The 22,158-nt window shown below is 62.8% G+C and carries 16 protein-coding genes and 2 tRNA genes; 7 read left to right on the top strand and 11 right to left on the bottom strand.

Annotation, left to right across the window (positions count from 1 at the left end; translation table 11 throughout):
* Window positions 1–17: 17 nt before the first annotated feature.
* Entirely contained in the window at window positions 18–860 is an 843-nt protein-coding gene (locus A9D14_RS05055; RefSeq protein WP_066843525.1) for a hypothetical protein, read from the bottom strand.
* Window positions 861–1,324: 464 nt separating this feature from the next.
* On the opposite strand from A9D14_RS05055, the gene A9D14_RS05050 reads away from it, so the two are divergent.
* Entirely contained in the window at window positions 1,325–1,741 is a 417-nt protein-coding gene (locus tag A9D14_RS05050; protein ID WP_157668145.1) for a hypothetical protein, read from the top strand.
* Window positions 1,742–1,856: 115 nt separating this feature from the next.
* Here A9D14_RS05050 and tnpC read toward each other — a convergent pair whose 3' ends face one another.
* The 3 genes from tnpC to tnpA are packed head-to-tail and all read right to left on the bottom strand — an operon-like array spanning window position 1,857 to window position 4,294.
* A complete protein-coding gene (tnpC, locus tag A9D14_RS05045; RefSeq protein WP_066843521.1) occupies window positions 1,857–3,521 on the bottom strand; it encodes an IS66 family transposase in 1,665 nt (554 codons plus the stop codon).
* Between the two features lie 60 nt (window positions 3,522–3,581).
* A complete protein-coding gene (tnpB, locus tag A9D14_RS05040; protein ID WP_066843519.1) occupies window positions 3,582–3,923 on the bottom strand; it encodes an IS66 family insertion sequence element accessory protein TnpB in 342 nt (113 codons plus the stop codon).
* Window positions 3,920–4,294: an IS66-like element accessory protein TnpA gene (gene tnpA, locus A9D14_RS05035; RefSeq protein ID WP_066848315.1), complete on the bottom strand. Its 375-nt coding sequence runs from the start codon at window positions 4,292–4,294 to the stop codon at window positions 3,920–3,922. The genes tnpB and tnpA overlap by 4 nt, the downstream gene beginning before the upstream one ends.
* A gap of 382 nt (window positions 4,295–4,676) precedes the next feature.
* On the opposite strand from tnpA, the gene A9D14_RS05030 reads away from it, so the two are divergent.
* A complete protein-coding gene (locus A9D14_RS05030) occupies window positions 4,677–4,811 on the top strand; it encodes a recombinase family protein (protein ID WP_083987656.1) in 135 nt (44 codons plus the stop codon).
* A gap of 79 nt (window positions 4,812–4,890) precedes the next feature.
* Here the strand turns inward: A9D14_RS05030 and istB are convergent, their stop codons facing one another.
* The 5 genes from istB to thyA form a co-directional block, all read right to left on the bottom strand.
* The gene (gene istB / locus A9D14_RS05025; RefSeq protein WP_066843517.1) at window positions 4,891–5,670 is read right to left on the bottom strand and encodes an IS21-like element helper ATPase IstB; all 780 of its coding nucleotides are present in this window, start codon (window positions 5,668–5,670) and stop codon (window positions 4,891–4,893) included.
* A complete protein-coding gene (gene istA / locus A9D14_RS05020; RefSeq protein ID WP_066848313.1) occupies window positions 5,660–7,213 on the bottom strand; it encodes an IS21 family transposase in 1,554 nt (517 codons plus the stop codon). The genes istB and istA overlap by 11 nt, the downstream gene beginning before the upstream one ends.
* A gap of 561 nt (window positions 7,214–7,774) precedes the next feature.
* On the bottom strand, window positions 7,775–8,632 hold the full coding sequence (locus A9D14_RS05015; protein ID WP_232468783.1) for a tyrosine-type recombinase/integrase: 858 nt from the start codon (window positions 8,630–8,632) through the stop codon (window positions 7,775–7,777).
* 295 nt (window positions 8,633–8,927) lie between these two features.
* Window positions 8,928–9,004: transfer RNA gene (locus A9D14_RS05010), tRNA-Asp, on the bottom strand.
* A gap of 136 nt (window positions 9,005–9,140) precedes the next feature.
* On the bottom strand, window positions 9,141–10,103 hold the full coding sequence (thyA, locus tag A9D14_RS05005; protein WP_066848309.1) for a thymidylate synthase: 963 nt from the start codon (window positions 10,101–10,103) through the stop codon (window positions 9,141–9,143).
* Between the two features lie 197 nt (window positions 10,104–10,300).
* Here thyA and A9D14_RS05000 point away from each other — a divergent pair.
* Window positions 10,301–10,377 (top strand) — tRNA-Pro (locus A9D14_RS05000).
* A gap of 81 nt (window positions 10,378–10,458) precedes the next feature.
* Here A9D14_RS05000 and A9D14_RS04995 read toward each other — a convergent pair.
* A complete protein-coding gene (locus tag A9D14_RS04995; RefSeq protein WP_066843514.1) occupies window positions 10,459–11,568 on the bottom strand; it encodes a glutathione S-transferase family protein in 1,110 nt (369 codons plus the stop codon).
* Between the two features lie 280 nt (window positions 11,569–11,848).
* Here A9D14_RS04995 and A9D14_RS04990 point away from each other — a divergent pair, with 280 nt between their 5' ends.
* The 4 genes from A9D14_RS04990 to A9D14_RS04975 all read left to right on the top strand — a co-directional run bounded on the left by A9D14_RS04990 (window position 11,849) and on the right by A9D14_RS04975 (window position 19,412).
* A complete protein-coding gene (locus A9D14_RS04990) occupies window positions 11,849–12,520 on the top strand; it encodes a DUF6875 domain-containing protein (RefSeq protein ID WP_083987654.1) in 672 nt (223 codons plus the stop codon).
* A gap of 4 nt (window positions 12,521–12,524) precedes the next feature.
* Window positions 12,525–15,137 carry an amino acid adenylation domain-containing protein gene (locus A9D14_RS04985; protein WP_066843510.1) on the top strand — a complete coding sequence of 871 codons (2,613 nt, stop codon included), beginning with the start codon at window positions 12,525–12,527 and terminating at the stop codon, window positions 15,135–15,137.
* A 195-nt stretch (window positions 15,138–15,332) separates the two neighbouring features.
* Window positions 15,333–17,504 (top strand): M3 family metallopeptidase, encoded by a 2,172-nt coding sequence (locus A9D14_RS04980; RefSeq protein ID WP_066843507.1) that lies wholly within the window; start codon window positions 15,333–15,335, stop codon window positions 17,502–17,504.
* 150 nt (window positions 17,505–17,654) lie between these two features.
* The gene (locus A9D14_RS04975; protein WP_066843504.1) at window positions 17,655–19,412 is read left to right on the top strand and encodes a cation:proton antiporter domain-containing protein; all 1,758 of its coding nucleotides are present in this window, start codon (window positions 17,655–17,657) and stop codon (window positions 19,410–19,412) included.
* A gap of 48 nt (window positions 19,413–19,460) precedes the next feature.
* Here the strand turns inward: A9D14_RS04975 and alaS are convergent, their stop codons facing one another.
* Complete coding sequence (gene alaS, locus A9D14_RS04970; RefSeq protein ID WP_066843501.1) at window positions 19,461–22,130, bottom strand: alanine--tRNA ligase; 2,670 nt, start codon at window positions 22,128–22,130, stop codon at window positions 19,461–19,463.
* Window positions 22,131–22,158: the final 28 nt, after the last annotated feature.

Genomic DNA, 22,158 nt, shown 5'->3' with positions numbered 1-22,158 from the left:
TGGAGTTGCCTTTTGCTTTACCCACTTGAGACATCGCTCAGGTCTGTTTCATCACTAGGAACCGAGGGCAAGGCCGAGCTTGGAGATTTGTCGTTGAACTGAGGAGCGAACTTTTTGGGATCGGACAAATACCTTCTTTTCTCGGCCATATAAAATGCATCGTCCTTGAGCATCTTTTTCAGATATTCATCCTGTACAGCGGCCAGAAGTCCAAAAATTACTGCAAGTATGAAGACCATCAAGAAGAAGACTGTCCAAGCGTACTCATTGAGCAATCTTCCTATTCCACTCTGATACTCAAACTCTTGGGCCTCTGGCCAACTAAAAGTCGTACGGAACTCGCCCTCTGAGGAATAGCTACGGAAACTCTCAGGAAAGAAGTACTGACTAAAGTTACCCCACATATACACGGTAAGCCGGTCCCCGGGGGCCAAATCCGGAAGTTTTACTCTATCCACTTCGCCTAGAGAAAGAGCTTCTCTATCCGCATCGATAAGGAAGGCTTCGACCTCCCCATAGCGCCGGTCAACACGAAAGTTGGCATCAGTGACGTTGCGAGAACTAGCATTCTCAATACTTACTCTAGCCACGCCAAACTCAGCACCGCTTTTAAGGGAAATTTCCTTCATGCTCAGTTCCAAATCGGCGAGGATTTCTTCAGAAGTCTTGGGAGGTTCAACAGGCTTTTCAGAAAGCTCCTGAATCACGCTTCTGTCAATCCATGGTGCCAGCTCCACGTGGGCACTCAGGCGGTTCGCATTAGCCAGTTTATCAATCGGCCCCTTAAGAAGCGCCCCGACAAGCGATGTGAGCGCCAGAATGCTCAACGTAGTCACAACCGTGGTCAGCCATTTACTCATCGCATCAACTCTTTGCCTCGATGTTCCGAGTGGACGACCATGGCTCGAGATATAAGCGATGTGAATTCACCACGGGTCCGCCACTGTGGGAAATCGAACAACAACGAACAACGCGGCGCTTTAGCGGCTTTTTTGAAATGCTCATCTTAGCGCAGCGGAGGAACCCGCTGAGTAGGCAGATGGGACCCGCAAAAGAAAATGGGTGCCTTTCGACAGCCTCCGCCAGCAAGGCCCTGAGACGATCGTGCAGCCCTCCACCTCCTATGACCTACTGACCAGCGTGGCATTTGATGGGCCGTCACCCAATCTCACCAATGCACTGACATCCGAGGATATGCAAAAAGCGTAATTGGCTCATCAATGCTGCAACTTGATACGAAATTTTAAGGTTGCGTTGTGATTGACCCCCACCGCGTTTGCGATCCATCGCAATGCGAAAATTGCAATTCGATCAAGGGGGCATCATGAAAAAGTGGATATTTCCTGCAGCGTTGCTGCTGGGCGGCTGCACAACATTCTCTAACATGGAGAACGGACTCAACGTCCTGATGGGCCAACCTATACAGGTGGCGTTTGACAATCTGGGTTATCCATCGGGGCAGATGAAGGTCGGTGACGATACTGTTTATGGATGGGGGCGAAACTTCACCATGAATATGCCGACTACAAGCACTGCTCAAACGTTCGGCACGGTCGGCACTACCCCTTACTCTGGGACGACAACCGCGACTAGCTGGACGCCAACACAATATAGTTGTGACGTCAAAATCATTGCTGGCCCTGATGGGATCATCAAGGACTGGCAGTATAACGGAAATATGGGCGGCTGTGAGGCGTTCGCAAAGCCGTTGGGGCGGCTCGCCAAATCGCATCAACCTTAGGCTTCGATCATAGGACTGAGCAGAACTCTGCATAAGTGCAGGCAAATGGTGGCTATCTGGCTGGTATCCATCCGGTGAAGGCCGCGGTGTGACGCCGGCCGAGGCGTAGCCGAAGTTACGCGGCGATTGCGTCGGGGAGCGGCGCCCAGTTCCATGGCAGAAGCTCGTCGAGCCTGGTGGCGGGGTGATCGGCAATGCGGGCGAGGACATCGGCGAGCCAGGCCTGCGGATCGACGTCATTGAGCTTGGCGGTCTGGATCAGCGTGTAGATGATGGCGGCGCGTTGCCCGCCGCGGTCGGACCCGCAGAACAGCCATGCCTTGCGGCCGAGCGGGATGCAGCGCAACGCGCGTTCGGCAGCATTGTTGGTGAGGCAGATCCTGCCGTCGTCAAGGAAGCGGGTGAACGCGTCCCAGCGCTTCAGCATGTAGAGGCAGGCCTTGGTCAGATCATGGCCGCGCGACAGCTTGGCCACCTGCGCGGTGAGCCAGGTGTGGAGCTCGGACATCAGCGGTGCGCTGAGTTCCTGGCGAACGGCAATCCGCTCGGCCGGAGCCGTGCCATTGATGCCCCGCTCGATATCGAACAGGGCGTCGAGGCGCTGCACGGCTTCCAGCGCGATCGGATAGGTCATGCTGCTGCGCTGGCCACGGCTCTTCTTGCGGGCTGAGCTTACGACATCGGCCAGCTCGAAGAACTTGCGGCGCGCATGGGCAAAGCATCCAGCTTCCAGCACGGGACCGGGATCACGGCCTTCGCGATAGAGCTCGTTGTAGCCGCCATAGGCATCGGCCTGCAGGATACCGGACCATGCCGCGAGATGGGTCTGCGGGTGCTCGCCGCGCCGATCGCGCGAGTAATGGAACAGGGCAGCTGGTGGATCAGATCCGGCGAACGGGCGATCATCGCGAACGTAAACCCATAATCGAGCCGTATCGGTCTTGCCCCTGGCCATGACCGGCACGGTGGTATCGTCACCATGGATGCGGTCCGAAGCAAGGACGTGCGCTTCAATCAGCTTGTAGAGCGGCATCAGCGCATGGGCAGCTGCGCCGACCTGATCAGCCAGCGTCGAGACGCTGAGCGGCACGCCTTCGCGGGCAAAGCGCTCGGCCTGCCGGTTGAGCGGTTGGTGCTGCCCGAACTTCTCGAACAGCAGCATGGCGAGGAAGCTGGGGCCCGCCCATCCGCGCGGGACCACGTGGAACGGCGCCGGGGCCTGCGCGATCTTCTCGCAGTCCCGGCACGAGAACTTCTCGCGCACCGTCTGGATCACCTTCCACGAGCGCGGGATCACCTCGAGCGTCTCGGTGACGTCTTCGCCGAGCTTGGAGAGCCGATCCCCGCCGCAGGCCGGGCAGGAACATGGGGCGGGCACCACGACGCGCTCGCGCGGCAGGTGATCGGGGAACGGCTTTCTTGTGGGCCGCTTGCGTTCGAACGCGGTGACCGTGGTGGTCTTGGCTGCCGCTTCCTCGGCGATCAGATCGTCCTCGGCGGCGTCGGCTTCGAGCTCTTCGAGCTGCAGCTCCATCTGATCAAGCAAGCGGCGGCTGCGCTCGGCGCTGGGGCCATACTGCTCGCGCCTGAGCTTGGCGATCTGCAGCTTGAGGTGGGCGATCACCGCTTCGATGGCGCTCTGGTGGGCATGGGCGTTGGCCAGTTCGGCTGCGACAGTGGCGGCGTGCTGCTCGGCCTCCTCGGCTCTGCGGGCCATCGTCGCCACCAGCGCCTTGAGCGCTTCGACATCGTCCGGAAGGGGCGAAATGGCGGCTTCCATGGAAGGGATGGAATCATGTTCCACCCTCTGCCGCAAGGGCAAAACACCACCTTCTGACGATTATCCTGCGCTCGCCGGGCGCCACGTATACTGCGGGTTGCGCCAGTCGATCCCCTCCAGCAGGCAGGCCAACTGCGAAGGGGTCAGCGACACCGTTCCCTCCTTGGCGGCGGGCCACACGAAGCGGCCCTTCTCGAGCCGCTTGGCATAGAGCGACATGCCGATCCCGTCGTGCCAGATGATCTTGATCAGCGATCCCGCGCGGCCGCGAAACACGAACAGATCGCCGCTATGAGGATTACGCTTGAGACCCTGCTGCACCAGCAGGGCCAGGCCCTGCATGCCCTTCCGCATGTCCGTGTGGCCCAGCGCGATCCACACCCGCGCGCTCGGAGGGATCATCGCAGAGCCTTCAATGCGGCAGCAACCAGCGCCGGTGATGCCGCAGGATAAATGCTCAGCCGCTTGCCGCGCGGCAGATCAATGATCATCACGGGGTGCTCGACCGTGCTGGTCGCCGCTGCGTCCTCATCCACCACCGCTTCGGCAAACACCGGCGCCGGCAACGCCTCGGATAAGCTGCTTGCCCGTTCGCCTGCCTCGCGCAGCTTGCGCCGCCAGGTGTAGATCAGCGCCGAAGAAATATCGTGACGTCGGCACACCTCGGCAACGCAGGCGCCCGGCGCGAAAGCATCGGAAAGTATCCGCAGCCGCTCTTCCTCGCTCCAACGTCGGCGCCGCTCTGGCCCCGAAAACACCGTCACCTGACCCATCGACCACTCCATAAGCGCGCTCACAAGAGCACGCTAAAGAGCGCTCAATACCTACCCAGACAAGGCGGTCCCCGCCGGATGGATACTCTGGCTGTAGATCATTCAGCTTCGATCTAAGCGCCGCCATTTGCTCGCCCTTTCACGCAGAGCGAGGGCTAATTCCTCCCTTGGATGATCGCCGGGCTGACCTTCTGCACACGCAGACTGACATGTCCCGAACTCGGCAATATGCGGCTAAGCTTCTTAAGGAAATATAGCACCCCTCACAAGTTCTACCTTGTGAGATAGCTTACTGACGCACCCGCAAACTGCCTCATAAGATAGATTGACTACTTCTGCGAGATACCTCACAAGTGATGCGCATCTTCTGAGGGAGTGATGCATGAGCCGTATCGCATATTACCGCGTGTCCACTGGCGATCAGAGCGTGGATGCTCAGCGCAAGGCGCTTGGTGATGGGTTCGACAGGGAGTTCGAGGACGTAGGAGTTAGCGGCGCTACCCGGGCTGAGTGTTGATTTCCACTGAGAGCTGACCCGGGGTTTCCATCGAGAATTGACCCGGGTGGGTATTATGTCCCGCTGTGCGGGCGGTGGGTCAAGCGGGTGATTTTTCCTTTCTGGATTTGGGCGCTGCCGAACTGGCACGGAACCGGAAGCTGTCGTTTCCGGTCTCGAGAATGTGGCAATGGTGAGTGAGCCGATCGAGCAGCGCGGTCGTCATTTTGGCGTCCCCGAACACGCCAGCCCACTCGCTGAAGCTGAGGTTGGTGGTGATGATGACGCTGGTGCGCTCATAGAGCTTGCTGAGCAGGTGGAAGAGGAGCGCACCGCCTGACGGGCTGAACGGCAGATAGCCCAGTTCGTCGAGGATCAGCAGATCGAGGCGCAGCAGCCGGTCGGCAAGCTGACCGGCCTTGTTCATCGCTTTTTCTTGTTCCAGCGCATTGACCAGATCGACCGTGGCGAAGAAACGAACCTTCTTGCGATGATGTTCGACAGCCTGAACGCCAAGCGCGGTGGCAATGTGCGTCTTGCCGGTGCCGGGACCACCGATCAGCACGACGTTGTGAGCCCCATCGACGAACTCGCCGCGATGAAGCTGGCGGACCATGGCCTCGTTCACCTCGCTGGAAGCGAAGTCGAAGCCGACCAGATCCTTGTAGGCCGGGAACTTGGCCGCCTTGATCTGGTAGGCAATGGACCGGACCTCGCGTTCGGCAAGTTCGGCCTTGAGCAACTGGGAGAGGATGGGGACGGCCGCATCAAACGCGGGCGCCCCTTGCTCGATGAGTTCGCCGACAGCCTGGGCCATGCCGTACATCTTGAGTGAGCGCAACATGACCACGACGGCGGCGCTGGCAGGGTCATGACGCATGGCGAAGATCCTTATTCCGCAGGGTATCGTAGCGGGCGACGTTGGCCTTGGGTTCACACTGCAAGGTCAAGGCCTGCGGGGCATCGATTCTGGGCGGCGTGCCATCCTTGCCGTCAATCAGGCGATGCAGGATATTAAGGACGTGGGTCTTAGTCGCGACGCCGGCTTCGAGGGCCAGTTCGACGGCACACAACACGGCTTGTTCGTCATGGTGCAGGACCAACGAGAGGATCTCCACCATCTCCCTGTCGCCGCCGAGGCGCTTCAGAAGCTGGCTCTGCAGTTGGCGGAACGCTGCCGGCATCTCGGTGAAGGGCGCGCCATTACGCAGGGCGCCGGGTTTGCGCTGGATCACCGCAAGATAATGCCGCCAGTCATAGATCGTCCGTCCCGGTTGATCATGGGATCGTTCGATGATCCGCCTATGCTCGCACAGGAGCTGCCCCTCGGCGGCAATGACGATGCGTTCGGGATAGACCCGCAGGCTTACCGGCCGATTGGCGAAGGAAGCGGGCACGCTGTAGCGGTTGCGCTCGAAGGATATCAGGCATGTCGGCGACACCCGCTTGGTGTGTTCCACGAAGCCGTCGAAGGGCCGACCCAGCGGCATCAGGCTTGCGAGTTCGGCGGCATGCACATCAGCGATGGTGCCGGGCAGCACGCCATGCGGGATCTCTCCCCACTGCGCGATGCATTGCGCCTCGAGCCAGGCATTGAGCGCATCGATGTCCGGGAAGGCCGGCCCGGAAGGACCATGGGCCTGCCACAGTCGCCGCCGCGCATCCTGAACGTGCTTCTCGACCTGACCCTTCTCCCATCCCGCGGCCGGGTTGCAGAACTCCGGTTCGAACAGGTAGTGGCTCGCCATGGCCGCAAAGCGGGCGTTGACTTGCCGGGCCCTCCCTGATCCTCTTGGGCCGCTGCCGATCTTGTCGACCGCGGTCTTCATATTGTCGAAGATTCCACGCTGCGGCACCCCGCCCAGCACCCGGAAGGCCTGGGTCATGGCATCGAACAGCATCTCGTGGGTCTGGAGCGGATAGGCCCTGACAATGAAGGCTCTGCTGTGCGACAGCTTCGTATGTGCGGACTGCAGCTTGGTCTGCTTGCCGGCGATCATGGCCCAGTCCTCGCTCCAGTCGAACTGGAAGGCTTCGCCAGGCTGAAAGATCAGCGGCACGAAAGTCCCGCGCCCACTTGTTTGGGCATCACGCTGGCGGTCGGCCTTCCAGGTCCGCGCAAAAGCCGCCACGCGGTTGTAGGAACCGTCGTATCCCAAGGCCACGAGATCGGCGTGCATCTGCTTGGCTGTGCGTCGCTGCTTGCGCGACTTGTTGGCCTCGATCCTCAGCCAGGCCGAGAGCTTCTCGGCAAACGGGTCCAGCTTGCTCGGGCGATCGGGGACCTTGAACTTCGGCTCCACCGTATCCGCCCGCAGATACTTGCGGATCGTGTTGCGCGACAATCCCGTACGCCGTTCAATCTCACGGATCGGGATGTGCTGCCGGAAATGCCAGCGTCGAATTACACTCAGTAACGCCATGTCGATCACTCCAGGATCTCCCGACCTGCAAGCCAGGAGAACGATCAAAACATGGGTCAATTCTCAGTGGAAATTTATGCCCCTCCCGGGTCAGCTCTCAATGGAAATCAACAGCGTATGTTGACAATGCCATCGAGTATATTGAGCAGCACCTGAGAGCCGGATGGCCCAACGACATTCAGAAAATGGAGCTGAGAAACGCCCTTGGTGTTCCACATGCCTCGGGCTTACGGACTCGGGTCCTCAACAAGCCTGCGTTCATTGAGTTCATGGGGGACAACAACCTCATGCCGGTCGGCCAGAGGATCGTCCGCTTGGTCAGCGAATTTACTTAGGGACGGAGCATTGACTGGATATGGCAGGGTCAGTGTTTCCAGGACCTTATTTCCGATAAGAGCTTGCGGGATAGGCTGCCTCTGATCGAGCCGTATGCGGTAACAAGTGGCACTTCCCGACCTCGCTCGTGGTCTGATAAACACGAAACGAAGCGGGAAGGCATGGATCGACCTAACACCACAGATCTATGGGCTGACATTCCCCTTAACCTGCCCTCCTATGGTCCTACCAAGAGAGACTTCTTGCGGCACTTCGCAAATGATCTGGGTGATAGCGGGCATAAATTCGGGTCGTAATATTGATGTTTCTGTGCCCCAATAGTGCAGCAATCTCACCCATCGGCACCCTATCCTCGGCCATCCACACCGCCGCGCTATGGCGGAGCATGTGCGGGTGGGCCTTGATTCCGGCCCGTTGGGCAGCGGCAGCAAACCCCTTCTTGATGTCGAGACAGGGGTTGCCGTTGTATTCAATTATATAGTCGGTCATGGCCGATTCCTTCGCTTCGCGGAGGACGGGCAGGATCATGTCGTTAAGTGGCACGGTCGCACGATACTTACCGTTCTGGGTTCGCCTCTTAGGGTTGAGGTCGATGATGGCCCGATCAAGGTCAACTTGATCCCACTTGGCTTGCAAGAGGGCAGTCTTGCGGCCACCTGTCGTCACTGCCAGCATGGCGAACAGTTGGATGTGGGATGCAACACAGCCATCCAACAGCTTGCGGAACTGGGCCTTGGTCAGATGATCTACGGTGGCCTCGGGCATAGGTGGCAACACCACCTCGGGGGCCTTGTCCAGATGACCTTCACGGATACCCCATGCTAGCGCACGCTTCACCAGCCCAAGTTCATGGCGCATGGTGTGGGCCGAGCGGTCACGCTTCTGCTCGTAAGCAAGACACATTTCTGCATCAACAAGGCTAGGCCGGATACCCGCCCAAAAGGGCTTGGCTGCCCGCCATGCTTCCCGCTTGCGCTTCTCATCGCGCCCCTCTGGCAGCAGGTCCAGATAGGCGGTCACATAGTCGCCAACAGTCTCGAACCCTTTGGCGGTTTGCATGGATGCCCACACTTGGCGGGCCATAGCCTCCGCCTCTGCCCTTTCAGTCGTGCCTAGCGAGTAGCGTTGGCGCTTACCCTCAGCGTTGTGCCACTGGATGCAGAACGACCAGTATTTGGTCAGGTCGGCCCTAGTCCGAGTCAGCCGACCGATTGTGTATCCCAACTCCATTTACGTCCTCCAAGGACAGCAATAGCTGCCCGTCAGTGCGACGATCTGGACTGGTGCGGAGATTGCCAACGAATGAAGCCGAAGTTCAGGTGAACTCGGGAACCCCGGTGAGGGGAAGTATAATATCGTTGAAAATCAATTCCCAAGGTGGCGCGAGTGACGGGGCTCGAACCCGCGACCTCCGGCGTGACAGGCCGGCGCTCTAACCAACTGAGCTACACCCGCGTATGCCTTGTAAGGGGCAGTCCGTGGAGGCGTGCGCCCCTTGGGAGCCGCGCAACTAGGGCAGGCTTTCGGCCCTGTCAACGGCTTTCAAAACAGAAAAATGACGAAGCCGGAAAACTTGCGATTTCCCGCGCTTCTAGACCGCGACGGGTGCAGCGATATGGGCCTGCGGCGTATAGGCTTCCACTGCGAAATCATCGATTTGATAGTCGAAAATCGAATCCGGCTTGCGCAGAATCGTAAGCCTGGGCGCGCCCTGCGGCGTGCGGGTCAGCTGCTCCGCCACCAGATCGGCGTGATTGAGATAAAGATGCACGTCGCCGCCCATCCAGGTGAACTCGCCCGGCTGAAGCCCGACCTGCTGCGCCAGCATCACCTGAAGCAGCGCCGCGGACCACAGGTTGAACGGCAGCCCCAGCGCGATGTCGCAGCTGCGCTGGAACATCAGCCCGTTCAGCTTTCCGTCCGCGACATGGAACTGATAGGTCTTGTGGCACGGCGGCAGGGCCATGCTGTCCAGCTCAGCCACGTTCCACCCTTCGAGGATGTGCCGGCGGCTGCCCGGGTTATTCGCGAGGCTGTCGACCAGCTGCGCGACCTGGTTGACCCCCTCGCCCTTGCGATAGAGCCCGTCCCCAGCGGGCAGATAGACCGGCCAGTCGACCCATTGCTTGCCATAGACAGGGCCAAGCTCGCCCCAGCGGGCGGCAAACGATTCGTCCTCGGCAATGCGGTTGGAAAATTCCTCCATCCCGATCTCCTCGCCGGTGGCGGCACGGTACTTGACCAGCGGCCAGTCGGTCCAGATGCCGACGCGTTGCCGGACCAGCGGGCGGATATTGGTGTCCCCGGTTAGGAACCACAGCAACTCGCGCGTGGCCGTCTTCCAGTACACCCGCTTCGTCGTGATCAGCGGCATGGCGCCGCCCGACAGGTCGAACCGCATCGTCTCGCCGAACAGCGAGCGCGTGCCCACCCCGGTACGATCGCGGCGCTCGCTGCCATGTTCCCATACCCGGCGCATCAGGCCGAGATACTGGTCTTCGTAATGTCCGCTCGCGCGCGCGAGCGAAGCGGTGATGTTTGCCTGTGTAGCCATGGCCGCGACCATAGCCGATGCCGCGCCGATGCCCAGCCGATGGGTCATCGCTGCCCTCCCCCCGCCGGCAAAACCCTGTGGATAGGCTGTGTCCCGGCATGTGGATGAAAACTTGCAAATTGCCCGCTTGCCAGCCCCGCCGCTCCCGCCTATAGGCGCGCCTCTGCCTCACCGCCCGCATGTCGGGCGCGTCCGGTCGGGGAGTAGCTCAGCCTGGTAGAGCACTGTCTTCGGGAGGCAGGGGCCGGAGGTTCGAATCCTCTCTCCCCGACCAATTTTCGTCGCTTAGTGAACGAAAACGCGCCATTGGCGCCATAAATCATGGCCGAGCCTCCAGAGCCAGCCCTCGTCGCGCCTAGCCCCACACCTCGACATGATCGCGCCGCTCGACGCGGATCGGCAGTTCGCATTCGATCAGCCCGGCGAGCCCGTGCTTTGTGAATATCGCCTCTGCTTCCGGTGCGAAGGCGGCGGCATCGATCAATCGCTGCCACAGAAAGAAAACATAGGGCTGCACGCCTCCGCGATAGGGAATGCCGCGAAATTGAGTCTCGACCTCGCCGATGATGCGCTGGTGGGGTTTGGCGGTGACCGGCATGCCCGGCCTGGCCTTTCCGTCCGCAACGTAACTGCGCAGAAACGCCAGTCTGTCGCGCAGGTCGGGCAGGATCTCCTCGCCGATCTGGTCCAGCAGGGGGCCCAGCGTGTCCGGCAGTTCGCCCGCCCCTGCAAACCCGCCCGTGCGATCGCCGAATTCGACCATGTCCAGGTCGGGGGCATGCATCCTCTCTGTCCAGCGGAAGACGCGGGGCGCGCGGGCCTGCATGATCGCCAGCGGCACGGGATCGCGCCCAAGGTGACCATATAGCGGACCGAACAGCGCATAATCGCCCACAGAAGGCTGATTGCCGAGGAGATAGGGATGGCGCGCGAAATGCGCTTCAAGTCCCTCCAGCAATTGGTGAAAGCTCTGCTCGATTGCCGGGATCGTATCGGCGTTCACGCCCAGCATCGGCAGATAAGACTGCATGCGGCCCATTGTCGCCTGCGCCCGCGCTTCATCGCCGCCGATCGCGAACGCCTGGGTCAGGAATGCTTCGTGATGCTCCAGATAGCTCCACCTGTAATGCATCGCATGGCGGGTAAGCCCCACGACGGCGTATAGCTCGAAAAGATGCGCAAGGGCGCGGACTGCCGGATCTGCGGGATAGGCGGACCATTTCGGCGCCCCCGCCGTTTCGAAATGGTCGATGATATCGACGCTGTCCTGGATGATCCGGCCGCCCGGCATCTCGATTACCGGGATAATCCCGCGCCCAATGGCCGGCACGATGACGTCCGCGAACCGATCATCCGTTGGCGGCACCTCGACATAGGCGATGCCCTGCTTGCGCAGATAGGCGCGAACCCTTGCGGTATAGAGCGAATGCGGCAGGCCGTAGAGCGTCAATCGGGTCTGATCCATGGCGACAATCTGGCAAGCCGGCGCGGCGAGATCAAATTGCTTTTTGGGTGCGGCGCGGCAATGCATCGGGGCGCAGGATCCGCCCTGTCCGCAGTTCGCCGCCGGCTAGTGCCTTTGACAGCAACATCTTTCTGGCTAGTTATGGCACACCCGAATTCGCAAGCGCAAAAGCGCGCCGGATCGGCTACCATCAAAATGTTCGGTGGAAAGGCAGACGCGTGGCGCCTGGCCTGCCATGCCGCCTGAACGCCACGCAGCGGGACCAAAGGGTCGGTATATAGTGACGATACAATCGCGGATTCCGATCAAGCCCGCGGCCATCTCGCCGTTCAGAACGGTGCGCGAAATCGTCGAGTCCGATGACCAGGGCAAGGCGCATGATGCGCTGTCCAGGATGGCCTGCTTCGTGTCGCGCCATCTGACCAGCAAGCATCCCGATCTCGGCCGGCCGGGCCCGATCTGCCCATTCGCGCGACAGGGATCCGCGTCCGGCGGCATCCGCTTTGCCGACTGTTCCGCCGGTCGCGGCGAGGAAGCGCAGATCGGCGAGATCATGGCGCGGGTCCGCAGCGATTTTCTTGCGTGGGGCGAAGGTTCGGGCATCCCGCACGTGCTGCGCGCCTATGTCGTCACCTTCTCCGCGCTTGAGGGGGCCGAGGATGCCGCCATGATCGAGCGAGTCCAGAAGCAGCTGAAGCCCGACTATGTGGAATCCGGCCTGATGATCGGCCAGTTCTTCCCCGGGTGCGAGGAAGGCGGCATTCGCAACCCCGGGTTCCGGCCGCTCAACGCGCCCGTCATCAGCCTGGCCGTTCGTTACATGACCTTGCCGGACGCTCCCTTCATGCTTGGCGATCCGCGGTTTCGCGCCGCCTTCATCGCGCATCACGGACCCGACGGAGAGCGCGAACTGGCACAGCTGCAGAATTCTCGCCGAGAAGAAGCCGGTTGAGAGCGTGAACGCGCAGCTCGAATTCACGTCCCAAGACCGAGGCAATCCGCCCAGCGGCGCCGGGTCGAGCCCGGTCCGGCTCGACGCGCTGTTCTGCGAACAGGTCCGGCGCACGCCCGACGCGCCGGCCATCATCCGCCGGGGCGAGGTGATCAGCTATGCCGCGCTCGACCAGCGTTCCAACAGTTTCGCCAATGCGCTGATCGGCGCAGGGCTGCAGCGGGGCGACCGTGTCGCCATCGCGATGCCGCGCTCGATCGATCTGATCGCGGCGATGATCGGGGCGCTGAAGTCAGGATGCGTCTATGTCCCGATCGATATCGCCCAGCCGGAAGATCGCGCCGCCTTCATGCTGAAGGACAGCGCGGCGCAGGTCCTGATCGCGTCCGACCCGGCGATCGTTCCCGCGGGTTTCACCGGCACGCGCCTCGATCCCTCCGCGATCCGGGAGCACGAGGAGGCGCCCGGACTGCGCACCGAACAGGACGATCCCGCCTATATCTTCTACACCTCCGGTTCGACCGGCAGGCCCAAGGGCGTGCTGCTGGGCCATAACGCCAGCTTCTATATCCTCGGATCGATCCGCCATTTCCGCGATGGCGAGCTTGACCGGGTGGCGGCGGTCACCTCGGTCTCCTTCGATCCCTCGGTGTTCGAGATCTTTGCCCCGCTCGCTTGCGGAGGGGCCGTCGTGCTCAAGGACGACGCGCTCGAACAATTCACCGCCGACGAACATCCGACCCTGCTTCAGGGGGTTCCCACCGCGCTTCGCCAGCTGGCGCGTGCCGGTGCCATCCCAGACACGGTCAAGGCCATCAACAGCGGCGGCGAAGTGCTGACCCAAGACATCGCGGACGAGATTTTCGCGGCTTGCCGGGCCAGCCGCATCTATAACCATTACGGCCCGACAGAGGCGTCGATCTGCACGACCATCGCCACCATCGAACGCGGATCGACGCAGAGCCCGGACCTTGGCGTGCCCGTAGCGGGGGCACAGCTTCATATCCGCGACATGGCAAGCGGCGAGCCGGTCGGCGAAGGAGAGGCGGGAGAGATCTGCATCGGCGGAGCGGTGCTTGCCCATGGCTATGTCGGCGACAAGGTGAAGACCGATGCCCGCTTCGTCTTCGATCGCTTCAGCCATTCGCGCGTCTATCGCACCGGCGATCTGGGCCGTATCGCGGCTTCGGGCCGGCTGGAATTCCTGGGCCGCATCGACGATCAGGTAAAGCTGCGCGGTCACCGCGTGGAACTGGCCGAAGTGGACGATGCCATCGCGGCGATGGACGGGATCACGGACGCCGGCAGCGTGATCCAGACGGTGGAGGACGGCGACCTGCGCCTCATCGCGTTCGCCCGTGCCGATGGGAAGGCGCCCGACGATGCCATCGTGCTGGCTTCATTGCGCCGGCGCCTGCCGGTCAGCATGCTGCCGCACAGGATCGTGTGGGTCGATGCCATACCGCGCCTTCCCAACGGCAAGATCGACCGCGCCGCGCTCAGGCTGCTGGGTACCGAACAGCCGCACGACAGCACTCCCGACAATGCCGAAACGGCTTCCTCCCCCGCCCCTGCCGGCGATGCCCGCGTGGCCGAGACGATCGCGCGACTGTTCGGAGACGCCTTGTCCCGCGCCCCCTTTGCCAAGGACGAGGATTTCTTCGCGGCGGGCGGAGATTCGCTGATGTGCGTCGACATCGCGCTCGAGCTTGAGGATATTCTCGACCGGCCTATTCCGGTCAATCTGCTGACCCATCACTCCACCCCCGCCGCCCTGGCGACCGCGCTCAGCCACGAACGCCACCGCGACGTGCCGATCACGCGCGAAGGCAATCCCGATGGCGAAGCGATCTTCATCGCCCCCGGCATTCGCGGAACCGACACCGATTACGACAGCCTGAAACCCCTGATCGCGCATCGCCGCCTGATCATGCTGCACTCCCTGCCGCAGGCCGAGGCGATGATCCGCACGCCGCGGATCGAGACGCTGGTCGACGTCCTTATCCCGCTGATCGAGAACGAGCAGCCCGAGGGCGAGGTGACATTGCTCGGCTATTCGTTCGGCGGGGTCATGGCCTATGCGCTGGCGCGCGAGCTGGAACGACGCGGACGCAAGACGCGGCTGGTCGTCATCGACGCGCAGATCGCGCATTGCAGCGCATCGCCGGCGCATTGGTTCGCCTGGCTGCGGGACGAATTCTGGCAGTCGCTCCGTACCAACGGTCTCGACCATGCGGCGCGCAGGCTGGCGCGGTCGCTGTGCTTCTGGTTTCCGAAGACGCTGGGGCGTTTCCGGCCCAAGTATATCCCGGAATTCATCACCAGCGAGAATCCGCAATTCGTCGGCAGCCTGGTGCAGGCGGCAACCGCGCTGCGCTATACCAGGCGCACCGCCCCCACCCTGCTGATGGCGGCGGAAAAGATGCACCCGACGGATCTTCTCAACAATCCCGACCGTCTTTCGGGCTGGAGCAGTGTGCTTACCGGTCCGCAGATCACCGTCCGGCGGCTGAACGTCACCCACGCGGAGCTGGTACGCCGCCCGGTCGTCAATCGCGTCAGCGCGATCATGGAAGACTGGCTGGCCGGACCGGCTGCGGACCAGTACCAAGGCTGACCGGGCCGCGGCCCGAAAAGGCCCGCCGACGGGCCGGGCATCGCACCTTTCGCCGCATAATGGTTTCATTTGCGACCGAAATTTGGCATAAAGCCTGCAAGGCTGCCGATTTTCGACCCCGGTCGGATCGTGGGCGGCTCTGGCGCGGCGATCGGGCCGCGTCCCCCCCGAACGTAATATTCTCGGAGAGATTTCTTGTATAAACCGGCCCTGCTGATCGGCACGGCGCTCTGCGCCGCAGCGCTTGGCGCATGCACCACGACCGCGACGGATACCACCATGGCGCCAACCGCACCCACGCAAACCGCAATCCCCCAGGGCACCGGCGTCTTTGCCGAGCCTTCCGCCCTGCCCTTCCATGCGCCGGATTTCACGCGCATCCAGGACAGCGATTTCAAGCCCGCGATCGAACAGGGCATGGCCATCGAAAAGGCCGAATGGCAGGCGATCGCCGACAATCCCCAGGCGCCCACGTTCGACAACACGATCGTCGCCCTGCAGCGCACCGGCCGGATGCTGGACCGCGCGCAGCGCGTCTTCTCGGTCATGACGGGAACGGTCACCAACGACACGCTCGACGCCGTCGATGCAGAGCTGTCGCCCCAGCTGGCCGCGCATAGCGACGCGCTGTACCTGAACGACGAGATCTTCGCCCGCGTCAAGGCGGTCTACGACAATCGCGCCGCGATGAGCATGACGGTCGAAGACGCCGTGCTGCTGGAAAAGACCTATGAGCGGTTCGTCCACGCAGGTGCCGAACTCTCGCCCGAGGCGAAGACGCAGCTGCGCGACATCAACACGCGGCTGTCGGCGCTGAGCACCGAATTCTCGCAGACCCTGACGCAGGCGACCAAGGACGAAGCGCTGGTGGTTTCCGACCGCGCGGCGCTTGCCGGCCTGTCGGACGCCGAGATCACCGCCGCCGCGACCTCCGCCAGCGAGCGGGGGCTGGACGGCCAGTATGTCATCGCCCTGCAGAACACGACGCAGCAGCCGCTGCTGTCGTCGCTGGACAACCGCGACACGCGCATGGCCCTGTACGAGAAAAGCTGGAACCGCACCGTTGGCGGCGGCGACAACGACACCCGCGCGCTGATCAAGGAAATCGCGACCCTGCGCGCGCAAAAGGCGGCCCTGTTCGGCGAACCCGATTACGCCAGCTATCAGATGTACGACCGCATGGCCGAAACGCCGGAAAACGCGATCGCCTTCATGAACGGCCTGGCCGCCCCCACCGCCAAGGCCCAGGCCGAGGATGCCGCCGCCATCAACGCGATGATCAAGGCGGAAGGCGGCAATTTCACGGTTCAGCCGTGGGACTGGGACTATTACGCCTCAAAGGTTCGCGCACAGAAGTTCGACCTGGATGACAATGCGACCAAGCCGTATTTCGAGGTTAATCGCGTGCTCGAGGACGGCGTGTTCTTCGCCGCCAACAAGCTCTACGGCCTGACGTTCAAGAAGCGCACCGACCTCCCGGTGTGGCATCCTACCGTCTCGGTCTATACCGTCTACGATGCCGATGGTTCGGAACTGGCGCTGTTCTATTTCGACCCGTTCCAGCGCGACAACAAGCGCGGCGGTGCGTGGATGTCGGGCTTCGTCGGCCAGTCGCATCTGTTCGATGAAAAGCCCGTCATCTACAACGTGCTGAACATCCCCCCGCCCGCAGAGGGTGAGCCCGCGCTGGCCAGCTTCGATAATGTCGAGACGATCTTCCACGAATTCGGCCATGCGCTGCACGGCATGTTCGCGGACCAGCGTTATCCCTCGCTGTCGGGCACGGCGACGCCGCGCGACTTCGTCGAGTTCCCCAGCCAGGCGAACGAGAAATGGGCAGTCGAACCCACCGTGCTGGCCAATTACGCCAGGCATTACGAAACCGGCGAACCGATGCCGGCGGAGCTTCTGCAGAAGGTTCAGGAATCGCAGACTTTCGACCAGGGCTATGCGCTGGGCGAAACGCTGGCCGCGGCCATGCTCGACATGGACTGGCACGATCTTGCGGCCGGTGAAATCCCCGCCGACGTCAATGCGTTCGAGGCAGCGGCGCTGGCCGAAACGGGGCTTCACACCAATCTGGTGCCGCCGCGTTACCGCACCAGCTATTTCCGCCATGTCTGGGCCAGCGGATATGCGGCAGGCTATTACGCCTATCTGTGGACCGAGATGCTGTCGGCGAACACCGGGGAATGGTTCGACGCCAATGGCGGCATGACCCGCGCCAATGGCCAGAAGTTCCGCGATACCGTGCTCTCGCGCGGCGGGACCATCGACTATAACGACGCGTTCCGGGCGCTGACCGGCAGCGATCCGCAGGTCCAGCCCCTGCTGCGCGCACGCGGCCTGCTGGACGAAGGCCAGTAAGCCGCCGCCCTTGCCGGATCGGAAACCCCGCCGGTGCCAACATGCACCGGCGGGTTTTTTTCATCCGCGCGCGGTCCGTTGCATGAAATTCAACGCTTTGCCGGTAATGCCCCCTTCCCTCTGCGGGCATAGCTGCATATTCGTCTTGCCATGGCGAGCGAACTGCACCTTACCCCCGTCCTGTCCGATGCACTGGTCATTCTGGGGGCGGCGGGCATCGTCATCCCCGTCTTCGCGCGCTTTCGCGTCACGCCGATCATCGGCTTCATCCTGGTCGGCATGGCCGTGGGGCCGTTCGGCCTGGGCCGATTGGTGTTCGACTATCCATGGCTGCAATATGTCACGATAACCGACCCGCAAGGGCTGGATCCGTTCGCCGAGTTCGGGATCATCCTGCTGCTGTTCACCATCGGGCTGGAACTCAGCTTCAATCGGCTTTGGTCGATGCGGCGGCTGGTGTTCGGGCTGGGCGCGCTGGAACTGACCATATCGGCCGCGCTGGTCGCCTTCGCGCTGATGGTGATGGGCCAGTACTGGAGCGGGGCGCTGGGCCTCGGCCTTGCGCTCGCCCTGTCCTCTACCGCGCTGGTGCTGCCGATTTCCGGCACGAAATCGCCGGTCGGCAAGGCTGCGCTGTCGATGCTGCTGTTCGAGGATATCGCCATCGTCCCCATCATCTTCCTGCTGGGCGCGATGGCTCCCTATGCGGCATCCGAAGGCATGGACGGGCTTTGGACCACGCTATGGACCGGCGCGCTGACGGTCGCGGTGCTGATGATCGGCGGGCGCTTCATGCTGCCGCGACTGTTCGCGCAGGCGGCCCGCACCAAGAGCCCGGAACTGTTCCTAGCCGCCAGCCTGCTTGTCGTCATCATCGCCAGCCTGGCCACCGCGGCGGTCGGCCTGTCGCCCATCGTGGGCGCGCTGATCGCGGGCCTGCTGATCGCCGAAACCGAATATCATACCGAGGTCGAGGGCATTACCGCCCCGTTCAAGGGGCTGGCGCTGGGGATCTTCCTGATCACCGTGGGCATGGGCGTCGATCTTGGCGTGGTGATCGCCAATATCGGTCCCATCGCGATTGCAGTGGCCGGCGTGCTGACGGTCAAGGCCGTGGTCACCAGCGTGCTGCTGCGCATGATGGGCGCGCGGCGCGGTACGGCGGTCGAGACCGGCATATTGATGTCGGCCCCGTCGGAAACGACGCTGATCGTCATGGCCGCCGCCGCCAGCGCGCAGCTGATCCAGCCCCAGACCGCGCAGTTCTGGCAGATCGTCACCGCCATCGGGCTGACGATCACCCCCATCCTGGCGCTGATCGGCAAGGCAGTCGCCCGCCGCGTCGATGCCGCGCCGCCCGTGTCGGTCGACGACGGGACGCAGGAACGCTCGATCATCATCGGCTATGGCCGCGTCGGGCAGCTGGTGGCGGAAATGATGCAGAAGCACGGGCGCCCGTTCCTGGCCATCGATGCCGATCCGGAACTGGTCCATGTCGCCCGCCGCAAGCAGCATCCGCTGCTCTATGCCGATGCGCGCGGCCCGGCGCTGGACCGCATCGACCTGTCCGGCGCGAATGCCTTCATCCTGACGATGGATGAGCCGGTGCTGGCCGTGCGGCTCGTCCGGAAACTGCGGAGCAGCTATCCCGACGTGCCGATCGTGACGCGCGCCCGCGATACCGGCCACGCGGCCGAACTCTACCGCGCGGGTGCCACCGATGCGGTGCCCGAAACGCTGGAAAGCTCGCTGCAGCTTAGCGAGGCCGTGCTGGTGAATGTCGGCGTCGCGATGGGTCCGGTCATCGCCTCTATCCATGAGAAGCGCGACGAATTCCGCGACCAGCTGATGCTGGAGGGCGAGCTTAGCAAGCGGCCGAAGCTGAAGACCTCACCTACCCATTCCTAAGGCCCATTCGCAGGCGAATTCGCAAGGTCGTGAGCCAACCCGCTATCGTCAGGCGACCGTTTCGGCCATCGCGCTCTTGACCGCGGCGATCGCATTTGCAGCCTTCTCGCCATCCGGACCGCCGCCTTGCGCCATGTCCGCACGGCCGCCGCCGCCCTTGCCGCCCAGTGCGGCGACACCTTCGCGCAGCAGCGCGACGGCATCGAAACGCTGCGTCAGATCGTCTGTCACCGCAACGGCGATCGCGGCCCGGCCTTCGTTGACCGTCACGATCGCGGCCACGCCCGATTCCATGCGCTTCTTTGCCTCGTCCAAAAGGCCGCGCAGCTCCTTGGGATTCATTCCGTCGAGCACCTGGCCCGAGAACTTCACCCCGCCAATCTCCTCATCGGCAGGAGCGGCGGCTGCGCCCGCGCCGGTGGCACCGGCCAGCGCAAGCGCCTTGCGCGCTTCGGCCAGTTCCTTGTCCAGCTTGCGGCGTTCGTCGATCAGCACCTGCACGCGCTCCAGCGCCTCGTCGGGCGAGGCCTTGATCGCACCGGCAATCGCCTTCAGCGCATCCTCGCGCGCGACCAGCCACTGGCGCGCCGCTTCGCCCGTGAGCGCCTCGATACGCCGCACGCCCGAGGACACGGCGCTTTCCGACACGATGCGGAATACGCCGATGTCGCCCAGCGCGTTCACATGGGTGCCGCCGCACAGCTCGACCGAGTAATTGCGCGCGTCGCTTCCCGGACGGCCCATGGACAGAACGCGCACTTCCTCGCCATATTTTTCGCCGAACAGTGCCATCGCACCGGCTTCGATGGCCTCGTCCGGGCTCATCAGGCGCGTGGTCACGGCTTCGTTGTGGCGAATCTCGGCATTCACCTCGGCCTCGATCGCGGCGATATCCTCGCCGGTCAGCGCCTTGGGGTGCGAGAAGTCGAAGCGCAGCCGCTCCTCGGCAACCAGCGATCCCTTTTGCGTGACATGCCCGCCCAGGCGATTGCGCAAGGCGGCGTGCAGCAGATGGGTCGCCGAATGGTTCGCGCGGATCGCGTCGCGGCGTTCGACGTCGACGGCCATGTGCACCGTCTCGCCCACCGCGATGGCGCCGGCCTCTACCTTGCCGTGATGGGCGTGCAGGCGGCCCAGCGGCTTGCCGGTATCGCTGATGCTGATCTTCAGCCCGTCGGGTCGCGTGATCGTGCCTGCATCGCCCGACTGGCCGCCGCTTTCGCCATAGAAAGGGGTCTGGTTGGTAAGGACGATCACGTCCTGCCCCTCATCCGCGCTCTGCGTCTCGGCCCCGTCCACGATCAGCGCGACGACAGTGCCTTCGCCGGCGGTCGAGGTGTATCCGGTGAACTCGGTCGCGCCCTCGCGCTCGGCGATGTCGAACCAGACTTCGCCCGAAGCGGCGTCGCCCGATCCCTTCCAAGCGGCGCGCGCCGCCGCCTTCTGCTGGTCCATCGCCGCGTCGAAACCGGCGCGATCGACCGTGATCTTGCGCGAACGCAGTGCATCCTCGGTCAGATCATAGGGGAAGCCATAGGTGTCATAGAGCTTGAACGCGGTTTCGCCCGGAAGCTCGTCCCCCTCGCCCAGATCGGCGGCGGCATCGTCGAGCAGGCGCAGGCCCTTTTCCAGAGTCTGGCGGAAACGGGTTTCCTCGCGCTCGAGCACTTCCTCGACCAGTGGCTGCGCGCGGGCGAGTTCGGGATAGGCCTGCCCCATCTCGGCTACCAGCGACGGCACGAGCCGGTGCATCAGCGGGTCTGCGGAACCGAGCAGATGGGCATGGCGCATGGCGCGGCGCATGATCCGGCGCAGCACATAACCGCGCCCGTCGTTCGACGGCAGCACGCCATCGGCCAGCAGGAATCCGGTCGAGCGCAGATGGTCGGCGATCACGCGGTGGCTGGCGCGGGCATCACCCTCGGCCGCGACGCCGGTCAGGTTTTCAGACGCCGCGATCAGCGCCTTGAACGTGTCGATGTCGTAATTGTCATGCACCCCCTGCATGACGGCAGAGATACGCTCCAGCCCCATGCCGGTGTCGATCGAGGGCTTGGGCAGCGGCTGGCGCGTGCCGTCGGCCTGCTGCTCGAACTGCATGAACACCAGGTTCCAGATCTCGATGAAGCGGTCGCCGTCTTCCTCGGCCGATCCCGGAGGACCGCCCCAGATCTTGTCGCCGTGGTCGTAGAATATCTCGCTGCACGGACCGCAGGGGCCGGTGTCGCCCATCGACCAGAAATTGTCGCTGGTCGCGATGCGGATGATGCGCTCTTCGGGCAGGCCCGCGATCTTGCGCCACAAGTCGAACGCCTCGTCATCGGTATGATAGACGGTCGCCGTCAGCCTTTCCGGATCGAGGCCCCATTCCCTGGTCAGCAAGGTCCAGGCGTTCAGGATTGCCTCGTCCTTGAAGTAATCGCCGAACGAGAAATTGCCCAGCATCTCGAAGAAGGTGTGGTGCCGCGCAGTGTAGCCCACATTGTCGAGGTCGTTGTGCTTGCCGCCCGCCCGCACGCATTTCTGCGACGAGGTCGCGCGCGGTATCTCACGCTTTTCCAGCCCGGTGAACACGTTCTTGAACGGCACCATGCCCGCGTTCACGAACATCAGCGTGGGATCGTTATAGGGCACGAGCGGCGCGGAATGGACCTTCTCGTGCGCTTTCCCGGCGAAGTAGCTCAGGAACGAGGAGCGGATATCATTGGTCGACGTCATGCGCGGCAGTTAGGACAGGACCGCGGTT

The sequence above is a fragment of the Croceicoccus marinus genome, from assembly GCF_001661675.2.
GTDB classification, from domain to species: Bacteria; Pseudomonadota; Alphaproteobacteria; order Sphingomonadales; family Sphingomonadaceae; genus Croceicoccus; species Croceicoccus marinus.
This window is presented reverse-complemented; position numbering and strand designations above follow the sequence as displayed.

Bases quoted from the DNA above. Each gene is read 5' to 3' on its own strand.
- thyA (WP_066848309.1), bottom strand. From the start codon at position 10,103: ATGGCTACACAGGCAAACATCACCGCTTCGCTCGCGCGCGCGAGCGGA.
- istB (WP_066843517.1), bottom strand. From the start codon at position 5,670: ATGCGTCATGACCCTGCCAGCGCCGCCGTCGTGGTCATGTTGCGCTCA.
- A9D14_RS05050 (WP_157668145.1), top strand. From the start codon at position 1,325: ATGAAAAAGTGGATATTTCCTGCAGCGTTGCTGCTGGGCGGCTGCACA.
- alaS (WP_066843501.1), bottom strand. From the start codon at position 22,130: ATGACGTCGACCAATGATATCCGCTCCTCGTTCCTGAGCTACTTCGCC.
- tnpB (WP_066843519.1), bottom strand. From the start codon at position 3,923: ATGATCCCTCCGAGCGCGCGGGTGTGGATCGCGCTGGGCCACACGGAC.
- A9D14_RS05015 (WP_232468783.1), bottom strand. From the start codon at position 8,632: ATGGCCCGCCAAGTGTGGGCATCCATGCAAACCGCCAAAGGGTTCGAG.
- A9D14_RS04975 (WP_066843504.1), top strand. From the start codon at position 17,655: ATGGCGAGCGAACTGCACCTTACCCCCGTCCTGTCCGATGCACTGGTC.
- A9D14_RS05030 (WP_083987656.1), top strand. From the start codon at position 4,677: ATGAGCCGTATCGCATATTACCGCGTGTCCACTGGCGATCAGAGCGTG.
- tnpC (WP_066843521.1), bottom strand. From the start codon at position 3,521: ATGGAAGCCGCCATTTCGCCCCTTCCGGACGATGTCGAAGCGCTCAAG.
- istA (WP_066848313.1), bottom strand. From the start codon at position 7,213: ATGGCGTTACTGAGTGTAATTCGACGCTGGCATTTCCGGCAGCACATC.
- A9D14_RS04995 (WP_066843514.1), bottom strand. From the start codon at position 11,568: ATGGATCAGACCCGATTGACGCTCTACGGCCTGCCGCATTCGCTCTAT.
- tnpA (WP_066848315.1), bottom strand. From the start codon at position 4,294: ATGGGTCAGGTGACGGTGTTTTCGGGGCCAGAGCGGCGCCGACGTTGG.
- A9D14_RS05055 (WP_066843525.1), bottom strand. From the start codon at position 860: ATGAGTAAATGGCTGACCACGGTTGTGACTACGTTGAGCATTCTGGCG.